21 protein-coding genes and 1 pseudogene are annotated in these 23,019 nt (G+C 71.7%); 11 read left to right on the plus strand and 11 right to left on the minus strand.

The annotated features are described in order from the left end of the window. Positions 1 to 3 precede the first annotated feature (3 nt). The 5 genes and pseudogenes from AC07DS_RS08710 to AC07DS_RS08730 form a co-directional block, all read right to left on the minus strand. Complete coding sequence (locus AC07DS_RS08710; protein WP_479143765.1) at positions 4 to 1,167, minus strand: class E sortase; 1,164 nt, start codon at positions 1,165 to 1,167, stop codon at positions 4 to 6. Then, positions 1,164 to 1,802, minus strand: coding sequence for an aminodeoxychorismate/anthranilate synthase component II (locus AC07DS_RS08715; RefSeq protein ID WP_145879037.1), 639 nt, complete (start codon positions 1,800 to 1,802; stop codon positions 1,164 to 1,166). The genes AC07DS_RS08710 and AC07DS_RS08715 overlap by 4 nt, the downstream gene beginning before the upstream one ends. Next, positions 1,799 to 1,996: a hypothetical protein gene (locus AC07DS_RS08720; RefSeq protein ID WP_186581498.1), complete on the minus strand. Its 198-nt coding sequence runs from the start codon at positions 1,994 to 1,996 to the stop codon at positions 1,799 to 1,801. Before AC07DS_RS08720 ends, AC07DS_RS08715 begins: the two co-directional genes overlap by 4 nt. Positions 1,997 to 2,060: 64 nt before the next feature. Next, positions 2,061 to 2,702: pseudogene (locus AC07DS_RS08725) on the minus strand (class E sortase); the annotation flags it as partial. Positions 2,703 to 2,723: 21 nt separating this feature from the next. Next, on the minus strand, positions 2,724 to 3,512 hold the full coding sequence (locus AC07DS_RS08730; protein WP_479143766.1) for a DUF881 domain-containing protein: 789 nt from the start codon (positions 3,510 to 3,512) through the stop codon (positions 2,724 to 2,726). A gap of 140 nt (positions 3,513 to 3,652) precedes the next feature. On the opposite strand from AC07DS_RS08730, the gene crgA reads away from it, so the two are divergent. Beyond that, positions 3,653 to 3,907 carry a cell division protein CrgA gene (gene crgA, locus AC07DS_RS08735; protein WP_145879029.1) on the plus strand — a complete coding sequence of 85 codons (255 nt, stop codon included), beginning with the start codon at positions 3,653 to 3,655 and terminating at the stop codon, positions 3,905 to 3,907. 259 nt (positions 3,908 to 4,166) lie between these two features. Here the strand turns inward: crgA and AC07DS_RS08740 are convergent, their stop codons facing one another. Beyond that, positions 4,167 to 5,051, minus strand: a complete 885-nt coding sequence (locus AC07DS_RS08740; RefSeq protein WP_479143767.1) for a rhomboid family intramembrane serine protease — start codon at positions 5,049 to 5,051, stop codon at positions 4,167 to 4,169. Positions 5,052 to 5,173: 122 nt separating this feature from the next. Continuing rightward, a complete protein-coding gene (locus AC07DS_RS08745; protein ID WP_479143768.1) occupies positions 5,174 to 5,707 on the minus strand; it encodes a peptidylprolyl isomerase in 534 nt (177 codons plus the stop codon). Positions 5,708 to 5,950: 243 nt separating this feature from the next. Here AC07DS_RS08745 and AC07DS_RS08750 point away from each other — a divergent pair, with 243 nt between their 5' ends. Then, positions 5,951 to 6,652, plus strand: a complete 702-nt coding sequence (locus AC07DS_RS08750; RefSeq protein WP_479143769.1) for a DUF5324 family protein — start codon at positions 5,951 to 5,953, stop codon at positions 6,650 to 6,652. Positions 6,653 to 6,854: 202 nt separating this feature from the next. Beyond that, positions 6,855 to 7,679, plus strand: coding sequence for an SDR family oxidoreductase (locus AC07DS_RS08755; RefSeq protein ID WP_479143770.1), 825 nt, complete (start codon positions 6,855 to 6,857; stop codon positions 7,677 to 7,679). 60 nt (positions 7,680 to 7,739) lie between these two features. On the opposite strand, the gene AC07DS_RS08760 is transcribed toward AC07DS_RS08755, so the two are convergent. The 4 genes from AC07DS_RS08760 to AC07DS_RS08775 form a co-directional block, all read right to left on the minus strand. Further along, on the minus strand, positions 7,740 to 9,611 hold the full coding sequence (locus AC07DS_RS08760; protein ID WP_479143771.1) for an AfsR/SARP family transcriptional regulator: 1,872 nt from the start codon (positions 9,609 to 9,611) through the stop codon (positions 7,740 to 7,742). A 104-nt stretch (positions 9,612 to 9,715) separates the two neighbouring features. Continuing rightward, positions 9,716 to 10,672, minus strand: coding sequence for a ParB/RepB/Spo0J family partition protein (locus tag AC07DS_RS08765; protein WP_479143772.1), 957 nt, complete (start codon positions 10,670 to 10,672; stop codon positions 9,716 to 9,718). A gap of 47 nt (positions 10,673 to 10,719) precedes the next feature. Then, complete coding sequence (locus AC07DS_RS08770; RefSeq protein WP_479143773.1) at positions 10,720 to 10,899, minus strand: hypothetical protein; 180 nt, start codon at positions 10,897 to 10,899, stop codon at positions 10,720 to 10,722. 197 nt (positions 10,900 to 11,096) lie between these two features. Then, positions 11,097 to 11,387 carry a hypothetical protein gene (locus AC07DS_RS08775; protein WP_479143774.1) on the minus strand — a complete coding sequence of 97 codons (291 nt, stop codon included), beginning with the start codon at positions 11,385 to 11,387 and terminating at the stop codon, positions 11,097 to 11,099. Positions 11,388 to 11,551: 164 nt separating this feature from the next. Here AC07DS_RS08775 and AC07DS_RS08780 point away from each other — a divergent pair, with 164 nt between their 5' ends. From AC07DS_RS08780 to AC07DS_RS08815, 8 genes are all read left to right on the plus strand, one after another. Then, entirely contained in the window at positions 11,552 to 12,571 is a 1,020-nt protein-coding gene (locus AC07DS_RS08780; RefSeq protein ID WP_479143775.1) for a helix-turn-helix transcriptional regulator, read from the plus strand. Positions 12,572 to 12,746: 175 nt separating this feature from the next. Next, entirely contained in the window at positions 12,747 to 13,763 is a 1,017-nt protein-coding gene (gene sbnA, locus AC07DS_RS08785) for a 2,3-diaminopropionate biosynthesis protein SbnA (protein ID WP_479143776.1), read from the plus strand. A 20-nt stretch (positions 13,764 to 13,783) separates the two neighbouring features. Beyond that, positions 13,784 to 14,797 carry a 2,3-diaminopropionate biosynthesis protein SbnB gene (gene sbnB / locus AC07DS_RS08790; protein WP_479143932.1) on the plus strand — a complete coding sequence of 338 codons (1,014 nt, stop codon included), beginning with the start codon at positions 13,784 to 13,786 and terminating at the stop codon, positions 14,795 to 14,797. Positions 14,798 to 14,799: 2 nt separating this feature from the next. Further along, on the plus strand, positions 14,800 to 15,009 hold the full coding sequence (locus AC07DS_RS08795) for an MbtH family protein (protein ID WP_479143777.1): 210 nt from the start codon (positions 14,800 to 14,802) through the stop codon (positions 15,007 to 15,009). Further along, positions 15,006 to 15,758 (plus strand): thioesterase II family protein, encoded by a 753-nt coding sequence (locus tag AC07DS_RS08800; RefSeq protein WP_479143778.1) that lies wholly within the window; start codon positions 15,006 to 15,008, stop codon positions 15,756 to 15,758. Before AC07DS_RS08795 ends, AC07DS_RS08800 begins: the two co-directional genes overlap by 4 nt. Before the next feature lie 14 nt (positions 15,759 to 15,772). Then, complete coding sequence (locus tag AC07DS_RS08805; protein ID WP_479143779.1) at positions 15,773 to 20,704, plus strand: amino acid adenylation domain-containing protein; 4,932 nt, start codon at positions 15,773 to 15,775, stop codon at positions 20,702 to 20,704. Between the two features lie 35 nt (positions 20,705 to 20,739). After that, a complete protein-coding gene (locus tag AC07DS_RS08810) occupies positions 20,740 to 22,002 on the plus strand; it encodes an ATP-grasp domain-containing protein (RefSeq protein ID WP_479143780.1) in 1,263 nt (420 codons plus the stop codon). Further along, positions 21,999 to 23,012 carry an AurF N-oxygenase family protein gene (locus tag AC07DS_RS08815; RefSeq protein WP_479143781.1) on the plus strand — a complete coding sequence of 338 codons (1,014 nt, stop codon included), beginning with the start codon at positions 21,999 to 22,001 and terminating at the stop codon, positions 23,010 to 23,012. The genes AC07DS_RS08810 and AC07DS_RS08815 overlap by 4 nt, the downstream gene beginning before the upstream one ends. Positions 23,013 to 23,019 lie beyond the last annotated feature (7 nt).

Here is a 23,019-nt window from a genome sequence, read left to right on the forward strand (position 1 = left end):
GCCTTACTCGATGAGCGCGTCCGGCTTGCCCTTGCTGCGCGGGCGTTCCTCGACCATCTTGCCCCAGACGATCAACCGGTACTTGCTGGTGAACTCCGGCGTACAGGTGGTGAGCGTGATGTACCGGCCCGGCTCGGTGAATCCGGAGCCCCTGGGGATCGGATTCAGCACGCTGGTGTTGGACGGCGGGGTCACCGGCAGCGTCGAGGTCACCTTGTACACGAAGTACGTGTCCTGCGTCTCGACCACGACCGCGTCGCCCGGCGTGAGCCGGTTGATGTAACGGAACGGTTCACCATGGGTGTTGCGGTGCGCGGCCAGTCCGAAGTTGCCGGTCTTCGCGTCCGGCATCGCCGTCTTCAGCGCACCCTCGCCGTAGTGCCCGACCATGCCCTTGTCGAGCACCTTCTTGTTGCTGACGCCCTCCGCGATCGGCGCCAGCACGTCCAGCTTCGGGATGTGCAGGATGGCGAAGCCCTGCCCAGGCTCGAACACCCCGGGGGCCCGCTTGCCGCTGGCCCAGTCGTCCTGCAGCTGGTGTGTCTCGCTGCCCGCCTGCGCATGGGCGCGGACGTTCGTCCACCACAGCTGGTAGGTGACGAACAGCAGCATCAGCACGCCGGTGGTGATGAACACCTCGCCGATCGCCCGGCTCGCGACGACGGCCGGGCCCGGCTTGCGCAGCCGCGCCTGACGCCGGGCCTCGACACGGGAGAGCGGCCGCTGCGGCGACGACTCCGAGGAGGTGTCCGGCCCGCCCGCCGGCCCTCGGGTCCCGCCGTGGCGGCCGCCGCGCCGCTTGGCGGCCTTTCTGCGGGCCGCGCGGCCGCCCGATGCGGTTCCGGTGGCGGAGGAGGCCGAGGAGGCCGCAGAGGCGCGCAGGAACCCGCTCTCCGGGCTCTGCGGCGGAGCGGGGATCCGCAGCGCCACCGTCTCGTCGTCGACCGGCGGCAGCAGCGTGGTCGCCTGCTCGTCCAGCGAAGCCATCGAAGCCGCCGGATGCATCGCAGGTCCATGATGATGCCCCTGATGCGCTTGAGGCGCCGAAGCCATCGGAGGCATCGGCGCCGTAGGGGGGTCGCCCGCGGCCGCGTACGGCGCAGAGCGATAGGACTCGTACGGTGTCTCCCCGTACAAGTCCTCGCGCTCCGGGCGCAGCGCGGTCACGCCGTGGCCCTGCCCACCACCGGGGCGAGCCCCGCAGACCTCGCCACGGCACCCTGGTCGCCGCACTCCACCAGCCAGTTGGCCAGCATCCGGTGCCCGTGCTCGGTCAGCACCGACTCGGGGTGGAACTGCACACCCTCGACCGGGAGTTCGCGGTGACGCAGGCCCATGATGATGCCGTCGTGCGTGCGGGCCGTGACCTCCAGCTCCGCCGGGACGGTGGCCGGCTCGGCGGCCAGCGAGTGGTAGCGGGTCGCCGTGAAGGGCGAGGGCAGCCCGGCGAAGACGCCCTTGCCCTCGTGCTCCACCGGGGAGGTCTTGCCGTGCAGCAGCTCGGGCGCACGGTCCACCACACCCCCGTACGCCACCTGCATCGACTGCATGCCGAGACAGACACCGAAGACGGGAACACCGGTCGCGGCACAGTGGCGGACCATGTCCACGCACACCCCGGCCTCCTCCGGCGTCCCGGGCCCGGGCGAGAGCAGCACGCCGTCGAAGCCGTCCTGGGCGTGTGCCGTCGACACCTCGTCGTTGCGCAGCACCTCGCACTCGGCACCCAGCTGGTACAGGTACTGGACGAGGTTGAAGACGAAGCTGTCGTAGTTGTCGACGACGAGAATCCGCGCACTCACTGGTTGTCCACCGTCACATCGTTGAAGGGCAGCAGCGGTTCGGCCCAGGGAAAGACGTACTGGAAGAGGACGTAGATCACGGCCAGGACCAGTACGAGTGAGATCAGTGCCCTCACCCACGCGTTCCCCGGCAGATGCCGCCAGATCCAGCCGTACATGCCGTCCCTTCCGTTCCACCACGGCACCTGACTCACGCCGTACTGCACCAGACTAACGGCGCAACGCCTCCGGTTCGCCTGACTCCACGGGCTGGGTGGAGTCGAGGTGCGCCCACACGATCAGCCGGTGGCTGTGCCCCCATTCCGGATCGCACGTGGTCAGCGTCAGATACCGGCCCGGACGCGTGTACCCCGACTTACGTGGCACAGCGTCGATCACCTCAACGTCCGTCGGCGCGGTTTTGTAGGGCCCTTTGTCGATCCGATACGTGAACCAGGTGGTTCCGTCCGTGAGCACCACCGCGTCACCGGACCGCAGCCGCGGGAAGTCCTTGAAGGGGTCTCCGTAGGTGCGCCGGTGGCCGGCGACCGCGAAGTTGCCCTCCTGCCCGAGCCGCGCGGTCCCGGTGTAATGGGCGAGACCCTTCTTCAGCACGTCGGTGCCCGTGCCCTCCAGCACCGGCTTGTTCCACGTGGAACCGAGCCGCGGGATGTACATGATCGCGAACGGCCTGCCGTAGTGGTACGCCGCCGGATCCGCCGCGCTCGGCGCGGCCCCGCCGCTCCCCCCGGCGGGCCGGACGCTCCCCTTCGACCACTGCTGGTGCAACTGGTCGATCTGGTCGTTCATGACGCCGTCGGCCTTGACGCCCGTCCAGAACAGCACGTAGACGACGAAGAGCACGATCAGGGTGCCGACGGTGATGCACAGTTCGCTGACGGTCCGGACGATCACGCGCACCGGCGGCTCCTGACGGGGGACCTACTCCACTGGCTTCGCGTAGTGCAGATCCACTGTGCCCGAGTAGCCCGGCAGAGTCACCGTCCCGTCCTCGGTGACTTTCCAGCCGAGGCCGTAGACGTTGACGTACACCATGTAGGTCTGGATCGCCTTGCTGGCGGCGAGCGCCTGCTGCAGCTTCGCGGGGTCCCCGACAGCGGTGATCTTGTACGGCGGCGAGTAGACGCGGCCCTGGAGGATCAGGGTGTTGCCGACGCAGCGCACCGCGCTGGTGGAGATCAGCCGCTGGTCCATGACCTTGATGCCCTTGGCCCCGCCCTGCCACAGGGCGTTCACCACGGCCTGCAGGTCCTGCTGGTGGATGACCAGGTAGTCGGGCTGCGGCTCGGGGTAGCCGGGGAGCTTGGCGGTCGCGTTCGGCGGGGCGTCGTTGAGGGTGACGCTGATCGCCTTGCCGGTGAGCTTCTGGGTGCCCGCCGTGTCCTCCAGGCCCCGGAGCTTCTCGTCCTGGGCCCTGGTGCTCCCGTCGTCGCCCTCGGCAAGCGCGTCCACGCTGTCACGCAGCGTGGCGTTGGACTCGTCCAGCCCCTTGTTCTTGCGGCTGCGCTCCTGGATCAGGTCGGACAGCTTCAGCAGGGAACCGTCCTGACGGATGTCGGTGCCCTTGGCCGTGTTGAAGCTGGTGAAGAAGATGAGCCCGGCCAGAGCGAAGACGGCGATCGTGAGAATCCGCACCGGGCGGAAGCGGAGTCCACGAGGCGGGCCGGAACCCGTTGATCCCGTCCCGGGGGAGTCGGCAGAATTGCTCAACGTACCCTTATCTCCTTCGGCGCCGCGGAAGCACTACGCTAACGGACGCCCGGGGGAGAACTCAGTGTCCCCTTGTACGCTGCCCCGGACCGACCCAGTTACCTGCGCGGCCACGCAGCGCATCGACAGGAGAGACCCTCGTGCCGAAGTCACGTATCCGCAAGAAGGCCGACTACACGCCGCCGCCCGCGAAGCAGGGGCAGGCCATCAAGCTCGCCAACCGCGCCTGGGTCGCGCCGGTCATGCTGGCCATGTTCCTCATCGGCCTGGCCTGGATCGTCGTCTTTTATGTGAGCAACGGCTCGCTGCCGATCGACAGCCTGGACAACTGGAACATCGTGGTCGGCTTCGGCTTCATCGCCGCCGGGTTCGGCGTCTCCACGCAGTGGAAGTAGCGGCTCCGCGCTAGCTCTGCCCAGGGTTGTTCACTGAGTTATCCACAGCCTGGTCCAATATCCACACCCCCCTGGGGAAAAGACTACGATCTGTGGATAACCCATCGGACGTTGACGCCGGTGTGACTGCCCTACCGGCCCTCATACACCCGTTCGCCCCCTGCCCGACCTGCGGAAACGCATCCGAGCGGCAGGGGGCACAGCTGTTTCCGCACAGCGTGCACAAGATCCGGCACACGCTGTGGACAACGGTTCGGTATCAGGTGAGCTGAGCGGTCCTGAGCAGCACCATGACCACCACCACGGCCAGGACGAGCACACAGGTGCCGTACTGGACCAGTGTCCGCTTCTCGCGCGGGGCGTGGACCATGGCGTAGCCGGTGACGACACCGGCGACCAGGCCGCCGATGTGGGCCTGCCAGGCGATGTTGTGGAAGCCGAAGGTGAAGATCAGGTTGATCACCAGCAGGGCGATGATCGGCCGCATGTCGTAGTTCAGCCGGCGCATCAGGACCGCGGTCGCGCCGAACAGGCCGAAGATCGCACCGGAGGCGCCGAGCGAGGCCTGCGACGGGCCTGCGAGCAGATACGTCAGCGCGCCGCCGGCCAGCCCGGAGACGAAGTACAGCGCGAGATAGCGGGCCCGGCCGAGGGCCGCTTCGAGCGGGCCGCCGATCCACCACAGGCTGAGCATGTTGAAGCCGATGTGCCAGGGCGCCTCGTGCGTGAACATCGACGTCACGAAGCGGTACCACTCGCCCTCGACGACGCCCATCGTCGGCTGGTAGGGCTTCGGGGGCCACTGGCCGATCAGGACCAGGTCGTTCAGCAGCGAACTCTTGGCCTGGACCGCGATGAACACGGCGATGTTGATCCCGATGAGGATCTTGGTGACCAGCCGTGGGTCGGCCGTGACCGTCCCGCCGGCCACCGTGCGCGGCTGGGACGCGGCCGGGGCGTGTCCGGTGCCGGAACCGCTGCGCACGCATTCGGGGCACTGGAAGCCGACCGAGGCGCTGACCATGCACTCGGGGCAGATGGGGCGCTCGCAGCGGGTGCAGCGCACGCCGGTCTCGCGGTCCGGGTGCCGGTAGCACCCGGGCAGGCTGCGGGCGTCCTGCGTGCTGCCTTCGGCCTGTTCCATGAGATCCCCTTGCTGGTCGTGGCCTGTCCCCCGGCCCATACCCCGCCCCGCTCTTCCCTACGGACGAGCGGGACGTTTGGTTCCCTGCGGTTTCCTGGGGCGGATGCCGGGGCGCGCCCGGGTCAGCCCTCGCGCTTCTCCACGACGATCGTCTCGATGACGACGTCGTTGACCGGCCGGTTGTTCGGGAGAGTGGTCGGTACGGCGGCGATCGCGTCCACGACCTTCTGGCCGGCGCCGTCCGCGACCTCGCCGAAGATCGTGTGCTTGCGGTTCAGGTGCGGGGTGGGGCTGACCGTGATGAAGAACTGGGAGCCGTTGGTGCCCGGTCCCGCGTTGGCCATGGCGAGCAGATAGGGGCGGTCGAAGCGCAGGTCGGGGTGGAATTCGTCGCCGAACTCGTAGCCGGGGCCGCCGATGCCGTTGCCCAGGGGGTCGCCGCCCTGGATCATGAAGCCGCCGATGACCCGGTGGAAGACGGTGCCGTCGTAGAGCTTGTCGTGGCTCACGGCGCCGGTGCCCGGGTGCGTCCACTCCCGCTCGCCCTGGGCGAGCTCGACGAAGTTTCTGACCGTCGCGGGCGCGTGGTTCGGGAACAGCCTGACCACGATGTCGCCGTGGTTGGTCTTCAGGGTGGCGTAGAGCTGCTCGGCCACGATCCGCCTTCCGTTGTCCTCGTGTGACTCCCCGATCCTCGCACGGTGCGGGGCCCGTGACGCCCGGCCGGCCCGAGTTCCGCCGCGAGGGGAGCGCCCGGCCGTGATTCGTGGCAGGGTCGACAGGAAGCCCTTGTTGCACCCATATGCCCGCCCTCGCATGACGCGCGGGCCGCGGGCAGGCATGATCCTTAAAAGGGTGGAAAGGCGAATTACCGTACGCCACCGAGGAGGAGGAAACCCGTGACCCGCATCGACAGCGTGCGCGCCGCGACCGGCTCGGCGAAGGACAGCGTGCTGCACGCCGCGGAAGTGGTGGCGCCCTACGCCGACACAGCCAAGGAGCGTGCCTCGTACTACGCGCAGGAGGCACGCGTACGGCTGGCGCCCGTGGTGTCCCAGGCCGCCGAACAGGCCCGTGTGCAGTACGACGCGCGGCTCGCTCCGCGGCTGGAGCAGGCCCTCGCGCATGTGCCGCCGAAGGTGGACCTGGCGGCGCAGGAGGCCGCCGACCTGACCCGGAAGGCCGCGCGGCAGGCGGCCGAGTACTCCCGTCCGAAGATCGAGCATGCGATGGCCGCCGCCGCTCCGGTGGCGGACGAGGCCGCCGCGCGGGGTGCCGCCGCGCTGGTGGCGCTGCGCGGTCAGGTCTCGGCGCAGGAGATCCAGAAGCTGGCCCGCAGGAACGAGCGGCGTTCCCGCAGGGGCCGTGCCCTGAAGGTGCTGGCGCTGCTCGGCCTGGTGGCGGGTGGCGCGTTCTGCGCCTGGAAGTGGTGGGACAAGCAGGCCAATCCCGACTGGCTGGTGGAGCCGCCCGCCGCGACGGAGGTGCCCGAGTCCGGCCGGCTGAGTTCGGTGGACGGCACGGGTCCCTCGGCGCTTGACCCGGAGGTGCGGGCGAAGCAGACCGAGGAGGACGCGGCCGACCGCGAGGACAAGGACTGAGAAGGACTGAGGGGGGCGGCGCCGTCCGGGTGTCGACCCCCGAGTGCCGGCGGGGCTCCGGGGCGGACGACGTGCGGGTCGTCCGCCCCGGACGTGCCTTGAACGGATATCGACTCCCATATGCGACATAGTTGTGCAGAAGGTGATCAAGAATCCGGAGAGGCGGCCCGGCCCGCCCCACCCTTCTCACAAGGACCGCCCCTTGAAGACCGTCGTCGTCACCGGAGCCACCAGCGGTATCGGCAGGGCCACCGCGCTCGACCTGGCCGCCCGCCGCTTCAACGTCATCGGCACCGCCCGCACCCCCGACAAGGCGGAGAAGCTCGCGGCCGCCGCGGCCGAAGTCGGGCTCACCGTGCGCACCGTGCTCCTGGACGTGACGGACCGGCGCTCCTGCCAGGACGCCGTCACGGAGATCGACGAGGTGACGGAGGGGGGACCCTGGGCTCTGGTCAACAACGCGGGAGTCGCGCCGGTCGGCGCCTTCGAGGACGTGTCCGAGGAGGTTGCCCGGGACGCCCTGGAGGTCAATCTGCTGGGCGTGGCCCGGATGACCCGGCTGGTGCTGCCGGGCATGCGGCGCCGGGGCGAGGGGCGGATCGTCCAGGTGAGTTCGCTCGGGGGGCTGGTCTCCGTCCCGTTCACCGGCTGGTACTGCGCGAGCAAGTACGCGCTGGAGGCGCTCACCGACAGCCTGCGCATGGAGATCGCCGGCAGCGGGGTCCGCGCCTGCCTGGTCGAGCCCGGCTTCATCGACACGCCCATGCTCTCCAGGGGCCTGGCGGACTTTCCGGCCGACTCGCGGTACGCGCACGGTTACATGGTCGCCCGCCGGCGCGTCGCCGCGTGGTCGCCGCCCGGTCCGGAGGCCGTCGCCCGCACCGTGCGCCGTGCTCTCCTCACGCAGAAGCCGCGCCGCCGCTACCGCGTGGGTCCCGGGGCGGTGTCGGCCCCGCTGCTGCGCCTCGCTCCCGCCGCCGTCGGCGACCTCGTCGCGCGTACCGCGCTGCGCCTCAACAAGCGGTGAGGGGGCGCGTGTGACGTGCGTTTCGGCTGATCCGGCCCGGGCCGGCGGCCACCGGTGCCGTCAGGCCGCCATGGGATGCCGGACGGCGTTGCCGGCAGGTGCCGCCGCAACGGCACGGTTCACCGGGTCCCGCAGCGCCCGGGCCGCCGGCTCCCAGCTGTAGCAGCCGTCCGTGGACGGAGGGGTCGTCGCGCTCAGCAGGTAGGCGTCCACCAGTTCTTCGAGCAGGGTCGCGGCCTGCTGCTCGCCGGTGCCGAGGAGGGCGGCCGCCGGGGCGGGGGCGGGCCGGTCGGGGGCGCTCGGGGTGAGCAGGGTGTGTGCCGCGCGGCGGAGGTGTGCGGGGAGTGTGGCGAGGGTGCGTTCCAGTGCGGCCCGCAGCCCCAGCGGGTCCTCACCGGCCTGTGCGGCGGTCGTCGCCCAGGTGATCGCCTGGCGGGCGGTCCAGTGCGGGCGCAGGCGGAGTCGGGCGGCGACTGCGAACAGGGCGGTGGGCAGGCCGTGGCAGAGCTCGGCCAGCTGCCGGGCGCCGTCCGGGTCCATGGTGATGCGGTGCTCGGGCACCAGGGAGACCAGCAGGTGCAGGCAGTCGTCGAGCGGCAGCCGGTCCAGTTCGATGTGTTCGGTGCTGGAGGATACGAACAGCCGCCGCCGGCTGCTGACGACCGCGCCGCAGCCGTAGCCGGAGGGGAGCAGCAGGCCGAGGTCGTCCGGGCCGGTCACGTCGTCCAGGACCACCAGGACGCGCCGGTCGGCGGTCCAGGTGCGGTACATCAGGCTCAGGTCGGTCGTGCCCAGGTGCAGCAGGTCCTCCGTCGCGCCGAGTCCGCGCAGGAAGGAGCGGAGGATCTCGGCATGGCCGACGGGCCGTCCGGTGTCGTCGAGGAGGCGGCCGTAGAGCTGGCCGTCCGGGTAGTGGCCGCTGGCCCGGCGGGCCGCGTGCCGGCACAGTTCGCTCTTGCCGGTGCCGGGGGCGCCGCTCACCACGACGAGCGCCGGTCCGGGTGCGGCCTTGGCGGTGAGTGCGCCGATGGCGCGGGCGAGCTGGCCGCCGCGGCCGGTCAGCCGCTCCTGCGGTGCGGGCAGGTGGCACGGCACGCGGGGGGCGGGGGCGGGTGCGGCCGGTGCCGGGGACGGTTCGGCCGGTCGCAGCAGGCTGGTGTCGGACTGGAGGATGGCGGTGTGCAGGGCCTGGAGTTCGGGTGAGGGGTCGAGCCCGAACTCGTCCGCGATCTGGGAGCGGGCGCGCTGGTAGACGCGGAGGGCGTCGGCGCGGCGGTCGGTGCGGTACAGGGCCGTCATCAGGTTGCGCTGGACGGTCTCGTTGGTGGGTTCGAGGGCGGCCAGGGAGGTCAGTTCGCCGATCAGCTCGTGGTGCCGGCCGAGCTGGAGGTCGGCCTCGATGCGCAGGGTGGTGGCGCTGGTGTGGAGTTCGTTCAGGCGCAGCGCCTCGGCCTGCAGCAGGGGTCCCTTGCGGATGTCGACGAGGGCCGCGTCCCGCCAGAGCGCCATGGCCGCGGCGACCGAGTCGCGGGCGCGCCGGTGGTCTCCGGCGCGGAACTCCTTGCGGGCCCGGGCGACGAGCGGCTCGAACCGGAAGGCGTCCACCTGGTCCTCGGGCAGGCTGAGCTGGTAGCCGCCGCTCGCCGTGCCGAGCACGGGCCGGCCGGTGCCGCGGTCGGGTCCGCCGCTCCTCGGGTTGCCGAGGGCGAAGCGTTTGCGGATCTCGTACACGTACGTCTGCAGGGCGGTGTGGGCGCTGGCGGGCGGGTTGTCCTCCCACAGCTCTTCCATGAGCTGCTCGAAGCGCACCACCCGGTTTGCGTTCAGCACCAGTACGGCCAGGGTCTGGCGTACTTTCTGCGCTGCCGGGACGGCGTTGACGCCGGGTTCGCCGGTGTAGATCTCCAGTGGTCCCAGAAGATTGACTCGCATTGGTTCTCCCCGTTGTCCGGCGGGCCTCGGCCGGGCGGTGGCCCGGTGTCCGGCTCTGCCGGTGTGGGCCGCAGTTCGTGCGGCCGGCGCGGTGCGGCAGTGCGTCACTGCAGCTCGTTGGCGAACAGTTCCCAGCTCTGCGCGTAGGCCTGGGCCAGGTGGGCCGCGGCGGTCCTGCAGTGCGGGGGCAGGCCGGCGGCGATGCCCTCCCGGTGCCGGGCGAGTGCGGCGCCCGCCTCCAGCAGCCGCAGGAAGGACCGTCCGGTCTCGCTGAAGCGCAGCGCCGGGTCACGGCGCAGGCGGCGGTGCATCTCGCCCACGTCCGGTGCGGGCCCGGGTGCCGCGGGCGCGGGGGTCCGGCGGGCGGAGCCGCGGGTGCCGACCGGGTCGTCGCCGCGGGCCAGCCGGGCGCGGACGTCGGCGACGGTGGCCGGTGAGATCCCGGCCTCCCGGGCGATCCCGCGCAGCGAGGCCGTCGGGTCCTCCTTGAGCAGGGCGGCGGCCAGGGCGCGGCCGTGGGAGGCGTCCAGTGGGCGGGCGCGCCCGTCGCGGCCGATCCGTTTGGCGCCGGGGGCCGCCGGGTCGAGCACCCGGCGCCGTATCTCGGCCGTCTTGCCGGCGGACAGTCCTGCGAGGGAGGCCACCGCGCGGTCGGACCAGTCCGGCCGGGCGGTGAGGACGCGCTCCGCGGCCGCGGTGCGTTCGGCCAGGGTCAGCGGCAGGCCGTGGGTGACGTTGAGGGCGACCGCGAGCAGGCGCGCGTCCTCCGCGCTGCCGTCGAAGAAGCGGACGGGGATGGTGGTGCGGCCCCGTAGCTGTGCCGCCCGCAGCCGGTGGACACCGTCGACGACCGTCATGGTCGCGCGGTGCACGACCACCGGCGGCAGCGCGTCCCCGGCCTGGGCCAGGACCCGGGAGTGGCCCGGGTCCTCCACCCGGCTGCGGGGTGAGTCCGTCACCCGCAGCGTGTCGACGGGGATGTCCTGCACCGGCAGTTCGAGCAGCTCACCGCGGAGTGCGAGCAGGTGCTCGGCGTCGTTGCGGCAGTCGGTTGCGGCCATGGCAGCCTCCAAGCGGGATTCGCGGGCGCCCTCGTCGTCCGGGTTTCCTACTGCCAGCCCGCGTCGCCCGAGACGGCCTGCGCGTCGGCGAGGACCGTGGACGAGGCCGCCCGCTGCCAGCCGGCGTCTCCCGCCCGCTGCGCCGTGTGCTCCTGCTGGTGCGTCGCCCCCGTCACGATCGCCAGTGCCGCCGCGATCGCAGCCCCGAGAACAGCAATTCGACGCATCGTCGTCTCCCCTTCAACAGTTGCGTGATTGTTCGTGTCGTGGCCGATCCGGTCTGTGATCGGTCCGACAACTGCATTTCACCCGGGGTCGCGGGCCAGGAGAAGGGGTTTCCGGGCGGGCAGAGCGGACATGTCCGCTGGCGGACAAGTCCGCGGCCGGGCGCGGGTCGCGGCCGGTGCGCCGGCCGGCGGGCGGGTCAGCGGGCCGTGGGCAGGGAGATGGTGACCCGGGTGCCGAGCAGCGGCCAGCCGCCGAGCCGCGGCCGCGCGGCGACCGTGCTCCACCACAGAAGGCGGGCCGTCACCTCGGCCTGTTCCGGTCCGTCGGCGGCGAGGTAGAGGCCGACGGCGGGCTCGTCGGCGGCGTGCACGGTGACATGGCGGAGCTCCGAGGCGGGCGGGGCGGCGTCGGTGACGGCCTGTGCGGTGTCCTCGGGCAGCTCCAGGCCGGCCGGATGCGGCCCCAGGTGAAGGTGGACGAGGTACATCAATTACAACTCCACGGTAAGACGGTGGCTTTGCCACCCGGGACAAGGCTTTCCAGGACGGCATAGGCGGAAGCGATCTCCGTCACGGCTGCGGTCCCCCCATTCGTGTAATCTCCACATGCATTTCTGTCTCCGCACAGAGAGCCCTAGCAAGGGGGACCAGGGTGTCCGAGGAGGAGATCCCATTGCTTTCTGGACTCGGGATAGACACGGCCTCGGAGGCTGTGTATCGGACGATGCTCGCGCGCCCGGACGGTGATGTCGGCGAGTGGGCCGACGATCTCGGTCTGCCCGAGCACGAGGTACGGGAGTCACTGGACCGGTTGAGCGAGCTGGCGCTGGTCAGAACCTCGGCGGAGAACGAGTCCCGGGTGCGCCCGGTGAACCCGATGCTCGCCCTGGAGGCGCTGTTGGCCCAGCAGCAGGCGGAGTTGGCCGCGCACCAGCAGCGGGTGGAGGCGAGCCGTGCGGTGGTCGCGGAGACCATCGCCCAGTTCGCGGACCAGTACACCCCCGGCGCCGGTGCGGGATTCCATTTCCTGTCCGGTGTCGAAGCCATCCGGGAGCATCTGGAAATCCTCACCAAGGAGGCCCGGGAGGAATTCCTGACGTTCGCTCCCGGAGGTCCGCAGACCCCGGAGAACATGGACGCCTCACGCCCGCTCAATCTGCGGCTGCTCAATCGGGGCGTCCGGATGCGCACGGTCTATCTGGACAGCATCCGGCGTGATCCGCCCACCGTCGCCCATGCCGAATGGCTGGCCGCCCAGGGCGCACAGGTCCGCACCACACCCACACTTCCCAATCGCCTCATTCTCATCGACCGGCGTACGGCGCTCATCGCGACCGACAGCAAGAACACCGGAGCCGGTGCGGTTCTGGTGGACAACCCGGGCACGATCGCTCTGATGCACGCGCTGTTCGAGACCGTGTGGCAGTCCGCGCGACCCATCGGAACGCGTCCCGAGCGCAGCCGCAAGACACTCACCACGCATCAGGCTGAAGTGCTTCGACTAATGGCGCAAGGGCTCACCGACGAGGCGATTGCACACCAACTCGGGGTGTCGGACCGGACGGTGCGCCGCACCATGTCCGCGCTGCTGACGCTGCTGGACGCGCGCAGCCGCTTCCAGGCGGGCGTGCAGGCGGTGCACCGCGGCTATCTGCACGCCGCCGACGACTGACGAGAGCGCCACCCGCCCGCACCCCGTCCAACTGTCCACGGGGTGCGGTCGAACGGGCCCGCCCGCCGCCTCCCGAGCCCCCCTTTCCGGACTCGTTCTTCGCCGTTCCCCCTCCTCGCGCTTCGCTTGAGTCGCGGTTGAGCCGGGGTTGGAAACCGCGTGCCAAAGTCGCCGCATGCTTCAAAGGCGTGCTGACCAAACCCTGATCGAACGGATAGGACGGCTCCGTTCCGGTCTCGCGGGGACCCCGCTGATTCCGTTGGCGGACGACGAATGCGACATTGTCGCCAAGCTGGAGTTCTGCAATCCGACCGGCAGCACCAAGGACCGCTCGGCACTGTGGATCCTGGAACGGGCCATCGCCCGTGGGGAGATCACACGGAACACCACGGTGGTCGAGTCTTCGTCGGGCAACTTCGCCCTGGCGCTGGCCTTTTACTGCCGCATGCTGGGAATTTCCTTCGTGCCGGTGATCGACCCCAATTGCAATGAGGCGACCGAAGCACACCTGCGCCTGCTGTGCCGGAGAGTCGAGAAAGTCTCCACCCGGGACGCGGCGGGCGGATATCTGCGCACCCGCCTGGCCCGGGTACAGGAACTCCTGGTACACCTCGGGCAGGCCTATTGGCCCAACCAGTACGCCAACCCGGACGCCCGTGACGCCCACTACCGCTTCACGGCCGCCGAGCTGATCGCGGAAGCCGGCCCGATCGACTACCTGTTCGTCGGGGTGGGGACGGGCGGCACCATCGCCGGCGTCTCCCATCGGGTCAAGGAGGCCTTCCCGCGCTGCGTGGTGGTGGCCGTGGACACCGAGGGCTCGGTGATCTTCGGCGGTCCGCCGAAGAAGCGGCGCATCCCCGGCATCGGCTCCAGCATCGTGCCGCCCCTGTGCGAGCAGGCGCTGATCGACGAGGTCGAGATCGTCTCCGAGGTGCGCGCGGTCGAGGGCTGCCGCGCCCTCACCGCCAAGTACGGCCTGTACGCGGGCGGTTCGACCGGAAGCTGTTACGCCGCCGTCCAGAGCTACTTCGCCCGCAACCCTCCCGGCGCTCGCCGCCCCAAGGTCGCCTTCATCGCCGCGGACCGGGGCCATGCCTACGCCAAGACCATCTACAACCCCGGCTGGTTCCAGCAGCTCCTCGCGGAAGAGGCCCTGGCCTCGCCCGTCGCCGCGCTGGCCGCCAACTGAAGGAGGACTCTCCCGTGCCCATCGTGACCCCACCGCCCATGACGGTGATCGACGCGGGTGACATCGCCGCCCAGGTCGAGCACAACCGCCCGGAGCTCGTCGAGGTCGTCCGTGCCGCCTACCTGGCCCACGACGCCGGGCAGAGCGCCAACCCGCACAGCTCCTTCCTGCGTTTCCCGCACAACAGCCGCGCCCGCATCATCTCCCTGCCCGCCTACCTGGGCGGCGAGTTCGAGGTGGCAGGCAACAAGTGGATCGCGAGCTTCCCGGAGAACACCCGGCACGGCATCCCGCGCGCCTCCGCCACTCTGATCCTCAACGACTGCGCCACCGGCTTCCCGTTCGCCTGCATGGAGTCGTCGATCATCTCGGCGACCCGGACCGCCGCCTCCGCCGTCCTGGGCGCCGAGACGCTCATCGGTGAGCGCCGCGCCCGCCGGGTCGGCATCGTCGGCACCGGCCTGATCGCCCAGCACGTCTGGAAGTTCCTGCGCGACCTCGACTGGGAGATCGGCGGCTTCCGCCTGTTCGATCTCGACCAGGACGCCGCGAAGCGCTACGGCGCCGCCGTCGCGGAGCACACCGACGCCGAGGTCGTGATCGCCGACCGTGTCGAGGACGCGTTCACCGACTGCGACCTGGTGGTCCTCACCACCGTGGCCGGCGAGCCCCACCTGCACGATGCGCGGCTGCTCGCCCACAACCCGGTGGTGCTGCACCTGTCGCTGCGCGACCTCGCCCCCGAGCTGATCCTCGCCGCACAGAACTTCACCGACGACGTCGACCATGCCGTGCGCGAGCGCACCTCGCTGCATCTGGCCGAACAGCGCACCGGGAACCGGGACTTCGTCGACGGCACCCTGGGCGACCTGCTCCGGCAGCGGCTGCGCCGGCATCCCGGCCGTCCGGCGGTCTTCTCCCCGTTCGGCCTCGGCGTGCTGGACCTCGCCGTCGGCAAGTGGGTGCACGACCGGGTCGTCGCCGCGGGTGGCGGCCACCCGCAGACCGGCTTCTTCGACGGTGTGGGGGTGTGACCATGACCGCGAGCGACACCCAGGACCGCTACCTCGTCGTCCGCAACCACGAGGAGCAGTACTCGATCTGGTTCGCCGGCCGCGAGCTGCCCGCCGGCTGGACCCCGGCCGGCCGGCAGGGCACCAAGCAGGAGTGCCTGGACCACGTCGAAGCGGTGTGGACCGACCTGACCCCGCTGTCCGTGCGCCGTGAACGGGCGGCGCGGCGATGACCGTCGAGACCACCCCCGCCCTCGACCGGCTGTGGCTGCGCGGCCTCGGCAGCCGGGAGGACACCGCGAGGCAGCGCCTGTTCGTCTTCCCGCACGCCGGTGCCGGCGCCTCCGCCTACCAGCTGGCCCGGCACGTCCCGGACACCGTCGAGGTGTGCACCGTGCAGCTGCCCGGACGGGAGAACCGGTTCGGTGAGGAGCCGCTGACCTCCCTGGACGCGGTCGTGGACCGGCTGGCGCCGCTGATCGCCGGCCACACCGGGCTGCCGTACGCCTTCTTCGGGCACAGCATGGGCGCGCTGGTGGCGTTCGAGGTGACCCGTGCGCTGCGGGCCCTGGGCGCGGCCCTGCCCGCCCGGCTGTTCCTGTCCGCGCTGCGGGCCCCCGGTCTGCCGGACCGGGACCCGCTGCACCAGCTGCCGGACGCCGACCTGCTCGCCCGCCTCGACGATGTCGAACTCGCCGGTCTCGATCCGGAGCTGCAGGAGCTGCTGCTGCCGCTGATGCGCGCCGACCTGACCGTGTGCGAGACGTACGCGCACCGGGCCGAGGCGCCGCTGTCCTGTCCCCTCACCGTCCTGGCCGGCGCCGACGACGACACCGTCGACGCGGTGGAACTGGCCGGCTGGCGCGAGCACACCACGGCCGGCTTCGAGCTGCGCCGCTTCCCGGGCGGACACCTCTACGTACGCGGCGCGGAACAGCAGCTGGCGGAAACGATCACGCGCACCGCCCCCGCGTGGGGCTGAGAAAGGATCAGTTCATGTCGACCACCCTGGTCGCCCTGTGGGAGCAGCGCGTCGCCTCGGCTCCCGACTCGGTCGCCGTCGTCGCGGGCCCGCGACAGGCCACCTACGCCGAAGTGGACCGCCGGGCCACGGCGCTCGCCGCCGCCCTGCGGGCCCGCGGCATCGGCCCGGAGTGCCTGGTCGGTGTCTGCCTCGGCCGCTCGGTCGACATGACCGTGGCCCTGCTCGGCATCCTGAAGTCGGGCGCCGCGTACCTGCCGCTGGACCCGAGCTACCCCGCCGACCGGCTGCGGCACATGACCGAGGACTCCGGTGCCGGTCTGGTCCTGTGCGACCGCGCGCACCGCGAGCGGATCCGCGGCGCGGTACCCGGGTCGGTCGAACTGCTGCTCATGGAGGACGTACCCACCGAACCGGCCGCGCCGTTCACCTCTCCGGCGCGGCCGCACCACCTCGCGTACGTCATCTACACCTCCGGCTCCACCGGCCTGCCCAAGGGGGTGGCCGTCGAGCACGCGGCGATCTCCTCCTTCCTGCGCAGCGTCGCCGAGCGCCCCGGGCTCGCCCCCGGCGACCGGGTGCTGGCGCTGACCCCGCTGTCGTTCGACATCTCCACACTGGAGCTGTTCCTGCCGCTGACCCTCGGTGCGACGGTCGTCATGGCCCCGCAGGCCGCCAACACCGACCCCGAGGTGCTGGCCGCCGCCATCGAGGACGGCCGGGTGACCGTGGTCCAGGCGACGCCGACGACCTGGCGGATGCTGGTGGCCTCCGGCTGGCGGGCCGGCCACGGCCGGGTCCTGCTGTCCGGCGGCGAGCCCCTGGATGCGCAGCTGGCCCGCGATCTGGTGGCCACCGGCGGCACCCTGTGGAACCTGTACGGGCCGACCGAGGCCACCGTGTGGGCCACCGCGGCCCGCATCGACGAGGCGGGCGACCGGGTCACGGTCGGCACCGCCCTGTCCAACACCCGCCTGTACGTGGTCGACGGGCAGGGCCGTGAGGCGGGGCCGGGCGTCACCGGCGAGCTGTGGATCGGCGGCGAGGGCGTGGCCCGCGGCTACCTGGGCCGGCCCGCGCTGACCGCCGAGCGTTTCGTCCCGGACCCCTTCGGGGACGGCACCGGGCGCCTGTACCGCACCGGCGACCTCGCCCGCTGGAGCGCCGACGGCGACCTGGAGCTGCTGGGCCGCAACGACCACCAGGTGAAGGTGCGCGGCTACCGCATCGAACTCGGCGAGATCGAGGACTGTGTGCGCAGCCACCCCGAGGTGGCGGACGCGGTGGTGGTCGTCGACCGCGAGGCGGCCGGCGGCGACCAGCTGGTGGCCTTCCTGGTCGCCGCGCCGGGCGCGCGCGACGCCGCGGCCGGGCTGCCCGGCCGGGTCCGCGACCACCTCGCCGCACACCTGCCGGCCCACATGGTCGCCCAGGGCTACGCCGTCCTCGACGCGCTCCCGCGCACGCCCGCGGGCAAGGCCGACCGGGGCGCCGTGCTCGCCCTCGGCTACGACCGTGTCCGCGAGCCGGGCCTGGAGAACACCGGCGGTCCGCTGCCGGCGCACACCGACGCGGTGCGCGCGGTGTGGGCGGAGATCCTCGGGCTCACGGACGTGGGGCCGTACGACGACTTCTTCGGTCTGGGCGGCCAGTCGCTCGCGGCGGTGCGCGCGGTGGCGCGGCTTCGCGAGGTGCTCGGGGTGCCGGTCGGTGTCCAGTCGGTCTTCGCGCATCCGGCACCGGCCGCCCTGGCGGCCGCGCTCGAGGAACTGGAGGCGGTCGACGAGGAGCCGATCCGTCCGGCGACGCGGGCCGAGCTGTCCTTCGGTCAGGAGCGCATCTGGTTCTTCGAGCAGGTCAACGAGGACGTCCCGGCCTACCACCTGCCCGTCGCACTGTCCTTCCCGGACGGCCGGGCCGAGCTGCCCGCACTGGAGCAGGCGCTGACCGCGCTGGTCGACCGCCACCAGACGCTGCGCACCGCGCTGGTCCCCGTCGACGGCCGGCTCCTCCCCGAGCTCCGCGAGGCCGCGCACGTCCGGGTGCCGTGCACGGAGGTGACCGAGGAGGAGCTCCGGACGCTGCTGACCGAGCGGATCCGCGCGCCCTTCGCCCTCGACCGGGCACCCCTGCTGCGCGCGGACGTGCTGCGCACCCCCGGGCGGGACGTGCTGTTGCTGACGATCCACCACATCGCCTGCGACGGGACCTCGGTGGACCTGCTGGTGCGCGAACTCGGCGACCTCTATGCCGGCCTGCGCGCCGGTCGCCGGCCGTCCCCGGCACCGCTGCCGGTGACCTACGCCGACTTCGCCCAGTGGGAGCGCGAGCGGATCAGCGGCGCCGAACTGGAGCGGCTGCTCGCCCACTGGCGGGAGCGGCTGGCCGGGGTGCCCGCACTGGAACTGCCCACCAGCCGGCCCCGCCCGGCCGTCGCGAGTCACCGCGGCCGCCGTACGTTCCTGCGCGTCCCGGCCGGGCAGGCCGAACAACTGCGGGCGGCCTGCCGTGCCGAGGGCGTCACCCTGTTCATGGGTCTGCTGGCCCCGCTGCAGGTGCTGCTCGGGCGGTACGCCGACGAGACCGACGTGGCCGTCGGCACCCTGATGGGCGGCCGGCCGCGCCCGGAGACCGCCGGGATGTGCGGCTACTTCGTCAACACGGCGGTGCTGCGCACCGACCTGAGCGGCGACCCCACCTGGTCCGAACTGCTCGGCCGGGTGCGGGAGGTGGCCCGGGACGCCCACGCGCATCAGGAGCTGCCGTTCGAGAAGCTGGTGGCGGAGCTGTGCCCGGAGCGCGACCTGAGCCGCAACCCGCTCTTCCAGGTGCTGTTCGCCCTGCACGAGGAGCCCCCGGCGGGCGCCCTGCCGGAGGTGTACGACCGCAAGGAGCTGGAGGGCCGCCTCGGCTCCGCCCGCTTCGACCTGGCGTTCGACGTGACCGACCACGCGGCGGGCGACGGCGGCCTCAGCGTCTCCGTCGAGTACGCGACCGACCTGTTCGACGAGGACTTCGTCGAGGGTCTCGGCCGGCACCTCCTGCGGGTGATCGAGCAGATGGTGGCGGACCGCGGAGCCCGGCTGTCGGAGCTGGAGATCCTCTCCGCCGGGGAACTGCGCGCCCTGGCCGCCGGTGACCTCGCCGAGCCGCTGCCCGAGCCGAGCACCCTGGTGCGGATGTGGGAGCGGCAGGTGCGCACCTCCCCGGACGCGGTGTGCGTGGCGGGCGACGGCACCTCGCTGACCTTCGCCGAGACCGACCGGCGGGCCGCTGCGCTGGCCCGTGTGCTGCGCGCGCAGGGCGTCGGGCCCGAGCAGCTGGTCGGTGTGTGCCTGGAGCGTTCGGTGGAGCTGGTGGTCGCCCTGCTGGGTGTCCTGAAGGCCGGCGGCGCCTATGTGCCGCTCGACCCCGGCTACCCGGCGGACCGCCTGCAGTACCTGCTGGAGGACTCCGGCGTACGCCTGGTGGTGGCCGACCCCGGACACCCTTCTGCGGGTCTGTTCGACGGCTCGGTCCGGGTGGTCCCCGTCGCCCAGGAGCCCGGCGTTCTGCCCGAGCCCGGACCGGTGGACGAAGCGGAACCCCACCACCTGGCCTATGTGATCTACACGTCCGGTTCCACCGGCCGGCCCAAGGGCGTGGCCATCACCCACGCCAACATCACCGGCTTCCTCGCCTGGAACCAGCGGCTGTGCCGCCTGACCGGCGACGACCGGGCGCTGCTGAACCACTCGGTGGCGTTCGACAACTCGGTGTGGGAGATCTTCCAGTGCCTGGTCTCCGGCGCCCAGCTGCACCTGGCGGGCCCCACGGCCGCCTACGACCCGGAGGCTTTCCTGCGCGAGGTGGCCGAGCGCGGCATCACCACGCTGAACGCGACGCCCTCGCAGATGCGCATCCTGCTGGAGTCCGGCGCGGACTGCGCGGCCCACCTGGCCTCCGTGCGACTGGTGTTCACCGGCGCCGAGGCAGTCCCCCACGACGTGGCCCGGCGCATCCTGGAGGTCACCCGCCCCGGCTGCCGCGTCTTCAACGAGTACGGCCCCACCGAGGCGACCGTCACCTCCGCGTTCTGCCCGATCACCGAGGACCTGGTCGAACGGCACTCGCACCGGCCGAGCGTCCCGTTCGGCCAGGCCACCGACAACGCCCGCCTGTACGTCCTGGACGACCGGCTGCGCCCGGTGGTCCCGGGCTGCCGGGGCGAGCTGTACGTCGGCGGCAGCGCGGTCGGCCGCGGCTACCTGGGCAAGCCGGCGCGCACCGCGCAGGCGTACCTCCCCGACCCGTTCGCCGAGGAGCCCGGCGCCCGCATGTACGCCACCGGTGACGTCGTACGGCTGCTGCCCGACGGCAACCTGGTCTTCCTCGGCCGCAACGACCACCAGGTCAAGGTGCGCGGCTACCGCATCGAACTCGGCGAGATCGAGTCGGCGCTGCGCGACCACCCGGCGGTCGCGGACTGCGCGGTCGCGGTGCGCCGGACCAGCACGGGGGTGGAGCAGCTCGCCGCCTACGTGATCCCCGAGCCGCCGGTGCGGGGCGCGGACGCGGCCGGGCTGCGGGCGCACCTGGCGGACCGGCTGCCGCCGTACATGCTGCCGCAGGGCTTCACGGTCGTCGGGGAGATCCCGCTCACCCCGAACGGCAAGGTCGACCGGGACGCGCTGCCCGACCCGCGGCCGGCCGGCACGCCCGCGACCGTCCGGGAGCACACCACCGAGGAGCAGACGCTGGTGGCCGAGGTCTGGCAGGAGTGCCTGGGCTTCGACGGGGACTTCGGGCCGGACGACAACTTCTTCGACGTCGGCGGCAACTCGCTGGCCATCACCGCGGTCGCGGCCCGGCTGAGCGAGCGGCTCGGCCACCGCGTCTCCCCGGTCCTGGTCTTCCGCAATCCGACCGTCGCGGGCCTCGCGAAGGCTGTCGAGGCGGCGGCGTGAGCACACAGAGCGTGAGCACACAGAGAGAGACGAACATGAGCAACCCCAGCGTCGTCCTGGTCGACGCGTACCCGTCCAGCTACGCGCTCGTCCAGGCGTTCCTGGACAGCGGCTGCGACGTCGTACGCGTACAGAGCACCGAGGAGGTTCCCCAGTGCTACCGGGGCGCCTTCGACACCAGTGCCTTCAGCGACGACATCGTCCACCGGGGCGTGCCGGCCGACACCGTCCGGGCCGTCGCCCGGCACGCGCCCGTCGCGGTCGTCGCGGCCGGCGAGTACGGCGTCGAGCTGGCCGACGCGCTCAGCGAGGCGCTGGGCGTCCCCACCAACGGCACCCGGCTCTCACCCGCCCGCCGCGACAAGTTCGTCATGGTCGAGACGATCAAGGCGGCGGGCGTGCGCGGCGCCCGGCAGAAGCTGGTCAGCGACCCGCGGGAGCTGATGGACTTCCACCGCGAGGTCGGCGGCCGGATCGTGGTCAAGCCGCTGCGCAGCGCCGCCAACGACGGCGTCGCCGTCTGCGACACCCCGGAGGACTCGGCGGTCGCGCTCAAGGCGATCCTCGCGAGCACCACCGTCTTCTCCGAGTCCAACACCGCGGCCGTGGCCCAGGAGTACCTGGTCGGCGCCGAGTACGTGGTCGACACCGTCAGCCGGGACGGCCACCACCGGGTCACCGACATCTGGAAGTACAGCAAGATGTCGGTCCCCGGGGTCCGCGACCGCATCGCCGGCGGCCACCTGATCGCCCACGACGCCCCGGTCAGCCGCGAGCTGACCGAGTACGCGCAGCAGGTCCTCGACGCCCTCGGCATCCGGCACGGCCCCGCCCACCTGGAGGTCATCGTCACCGCCGAGGGGCCGTGCCTGGTCGAGGTAGGTGCCCGCATGGCCGGAGCGAACACCCCCTACTACGCCGAACTCGGCGCCGGGGAGTCGCAGATCGGCTGGACCGTGGAGGCCTACCTGCACCCCGAGCGGTTCCTGGCCACCCACCAGCGGCCCTACCGGCTCGAGCGCCATGTGTCGGTGTGCTGGCCGACGGCGCCGGTCGCGGGCACCCTGCGCTCCTACCCGCTGCTGGACGTCGTCCGCGGCATGGAGAGCTTCAACAACGTGGAGATGTTCGTGCGGCCCGGCGACACCGTCGTCCGCACCGTCGACGACTCGACCAAGACCCTCGCGATCGGCTTCGCCCACCCGTCGGCCGAGGTCGTGGAACGCGACGTCAACGCCCTCTGCTACCTGGACGGCCCCGAGTTCTACGACATCGAGCGGGGCGAGGAGACCCGATGACCACCATCACCCTGAACGACGCCCCGCACACCGGCGGCCTGATCGAGATCCCCGGCTTCCCGCCGTACGACCCCGCCGACCCGGTGGAGAACGCCGTCATCACCCGCCTGGCCGGGAACTGGCAGCGGCGTGCCGCGGTCAAGCGCAAGGAACCCGAGCTGGAGGACCTGTTCGACGCGGCGCGCCCGGACTATCCGGAGCGGATCGTCCCGTTCGTCGGCCACCCCGTCTGGGAGGGGCTGCCGCCCGAGGTGCGCCGGTCGATGCTGAGCTGGTCCTGGCTCGCCTACAACCGGCACACCATCATGGCCGAACAGCGCATCGCCAACCCGGCGTTCGCCTACGTCATCGAGGGCGAGTTCCCGTCCCTGGGCGGGCCCGCGCTGGAGACCTCGCTGGCCCAGGCCATGGTCGACGAGCAGTACCACACGCTGATGCACCTCAACGCCGGCACGATCACGCGGCAGAAGCGGGGCATCACGCTGCCGGACACGGTGCTGCCCGCCCCGCACATCGTGCACCGGCACGAGGAAATGCGGGCCGCCTGCGGCGAGGAGTGGCAGCGCAAGCTCACCACGCTGGCCTTCGCCACCGTCTCCGAGACGTCGATCAGCGCCTATCTGCACCTGCTGTCCGACGACCCGGACATCCAGGAGATCAACTCCACCACGGTGAAGCTGCACAACCGCGACGAGATCTGCCACTCCGCCATCACCGGCGAACTCGCCAAGACCGTCTACGACTTCCTCTCCGCGGACCAGCGCAGGTTCTTCGTGGACACCATGCTCACCGGCCTGGAGGCGTTCGTCGCCAACGACTACCGGACCTGGCAGCACATCCTCGCCCTGCACGGGGTCACCGGCGCCGACCGGATGATCGCCGAGGTGCAGCAGGACGCGGGCCGCCGGAACCTGGTGCGCGACTTCAGCGGGCTGCGCGGCCTGCTCTCGGAGATGGACCTCCTGGGACAGGTGGACTGGCCCTGGGACGAACCGGCCGCCAAGGCCTAGGAGACGA

This window comes from Streptomyces sp. NPDC044064 (assembly GCF_056434245.1).

Coding starts and splice junctions, on each gene's coding strand:
- AC07DS_RS08760 (WP_479143771.1), bottom strand. CDS start 9,611: ATGCGAGTCAATCTTCTGGGACCACTGGAGATCTACACCGGCGAACCC.
- sbnA (WP_479143776.1), top strand. CDS start 12,747: ATGCTTCAAAGGCGTGCTGACCAAACCCTGATCGAACGGATAGGACGG.
- AC07DS_RS08810 (WP_479143780.1), top strand. CDS start 20,740: ATGAGCAACCCCAGCGTCGTCCTGGTCGACGCGTACCCGTCCAGCTAC.
- AC07DS_RS08800 (WP_479143778.1), top strand. CDS start 15,006: ATGACCGTCGAGACCACCCCCGCCCTCGACCGGCTGTGGCTGCGCGGC.
- AC07DS_RS08770 (WP_479143773.1), bottom strand. CDS start 10,899: ATGCGTCGAATTGCTGTTCTCGGGGCTGCGATCGCGGCGGCACTGGCG.
- AC07DS_RS08815 (WP_479143781.1), top strand. CDS start 21,999: ATGACCACCATCACCCTGAACGACGCCCCGCACACCGGCGGCCTGATC.
- AC07DS_RS08795 (WP_479143777.1), top strand. CDS start 14,800: ATGACCGCGAGCGACACCCAGGACCGCTACCTCGTCGTCCGCAACCAC.
- AC07DS_RS08775 (WP_479143774.1), bottom strand. CDS start 11,387: ATGTACCTCGTCCACCTTCACCTGGGGCCGCATCCGGCCGGCCTGGAG.
- AC07DS_RS08765 (WP_479143772.1), bottom strand. CDS start 10,672: ATGGCCGCAACCGACTGCCGCAACGACGCCGAGCACCTGCTCGCACTC.
- AC07DS_RS08740 (WP_479143767.1), bottom strand. CDS start 5,051: ATGGAACAGGCCGAAGGCAGCACGCAGGACGCCCGCAGCCTGCCCGGG.
- AC07DS_RS08805 (WP_479143779.1), top strand. CDS start 15,773: ATGTCGACCACCCTGGTCGCCCTGTGGGAGCAGCGCGTCGCCTCGGCT.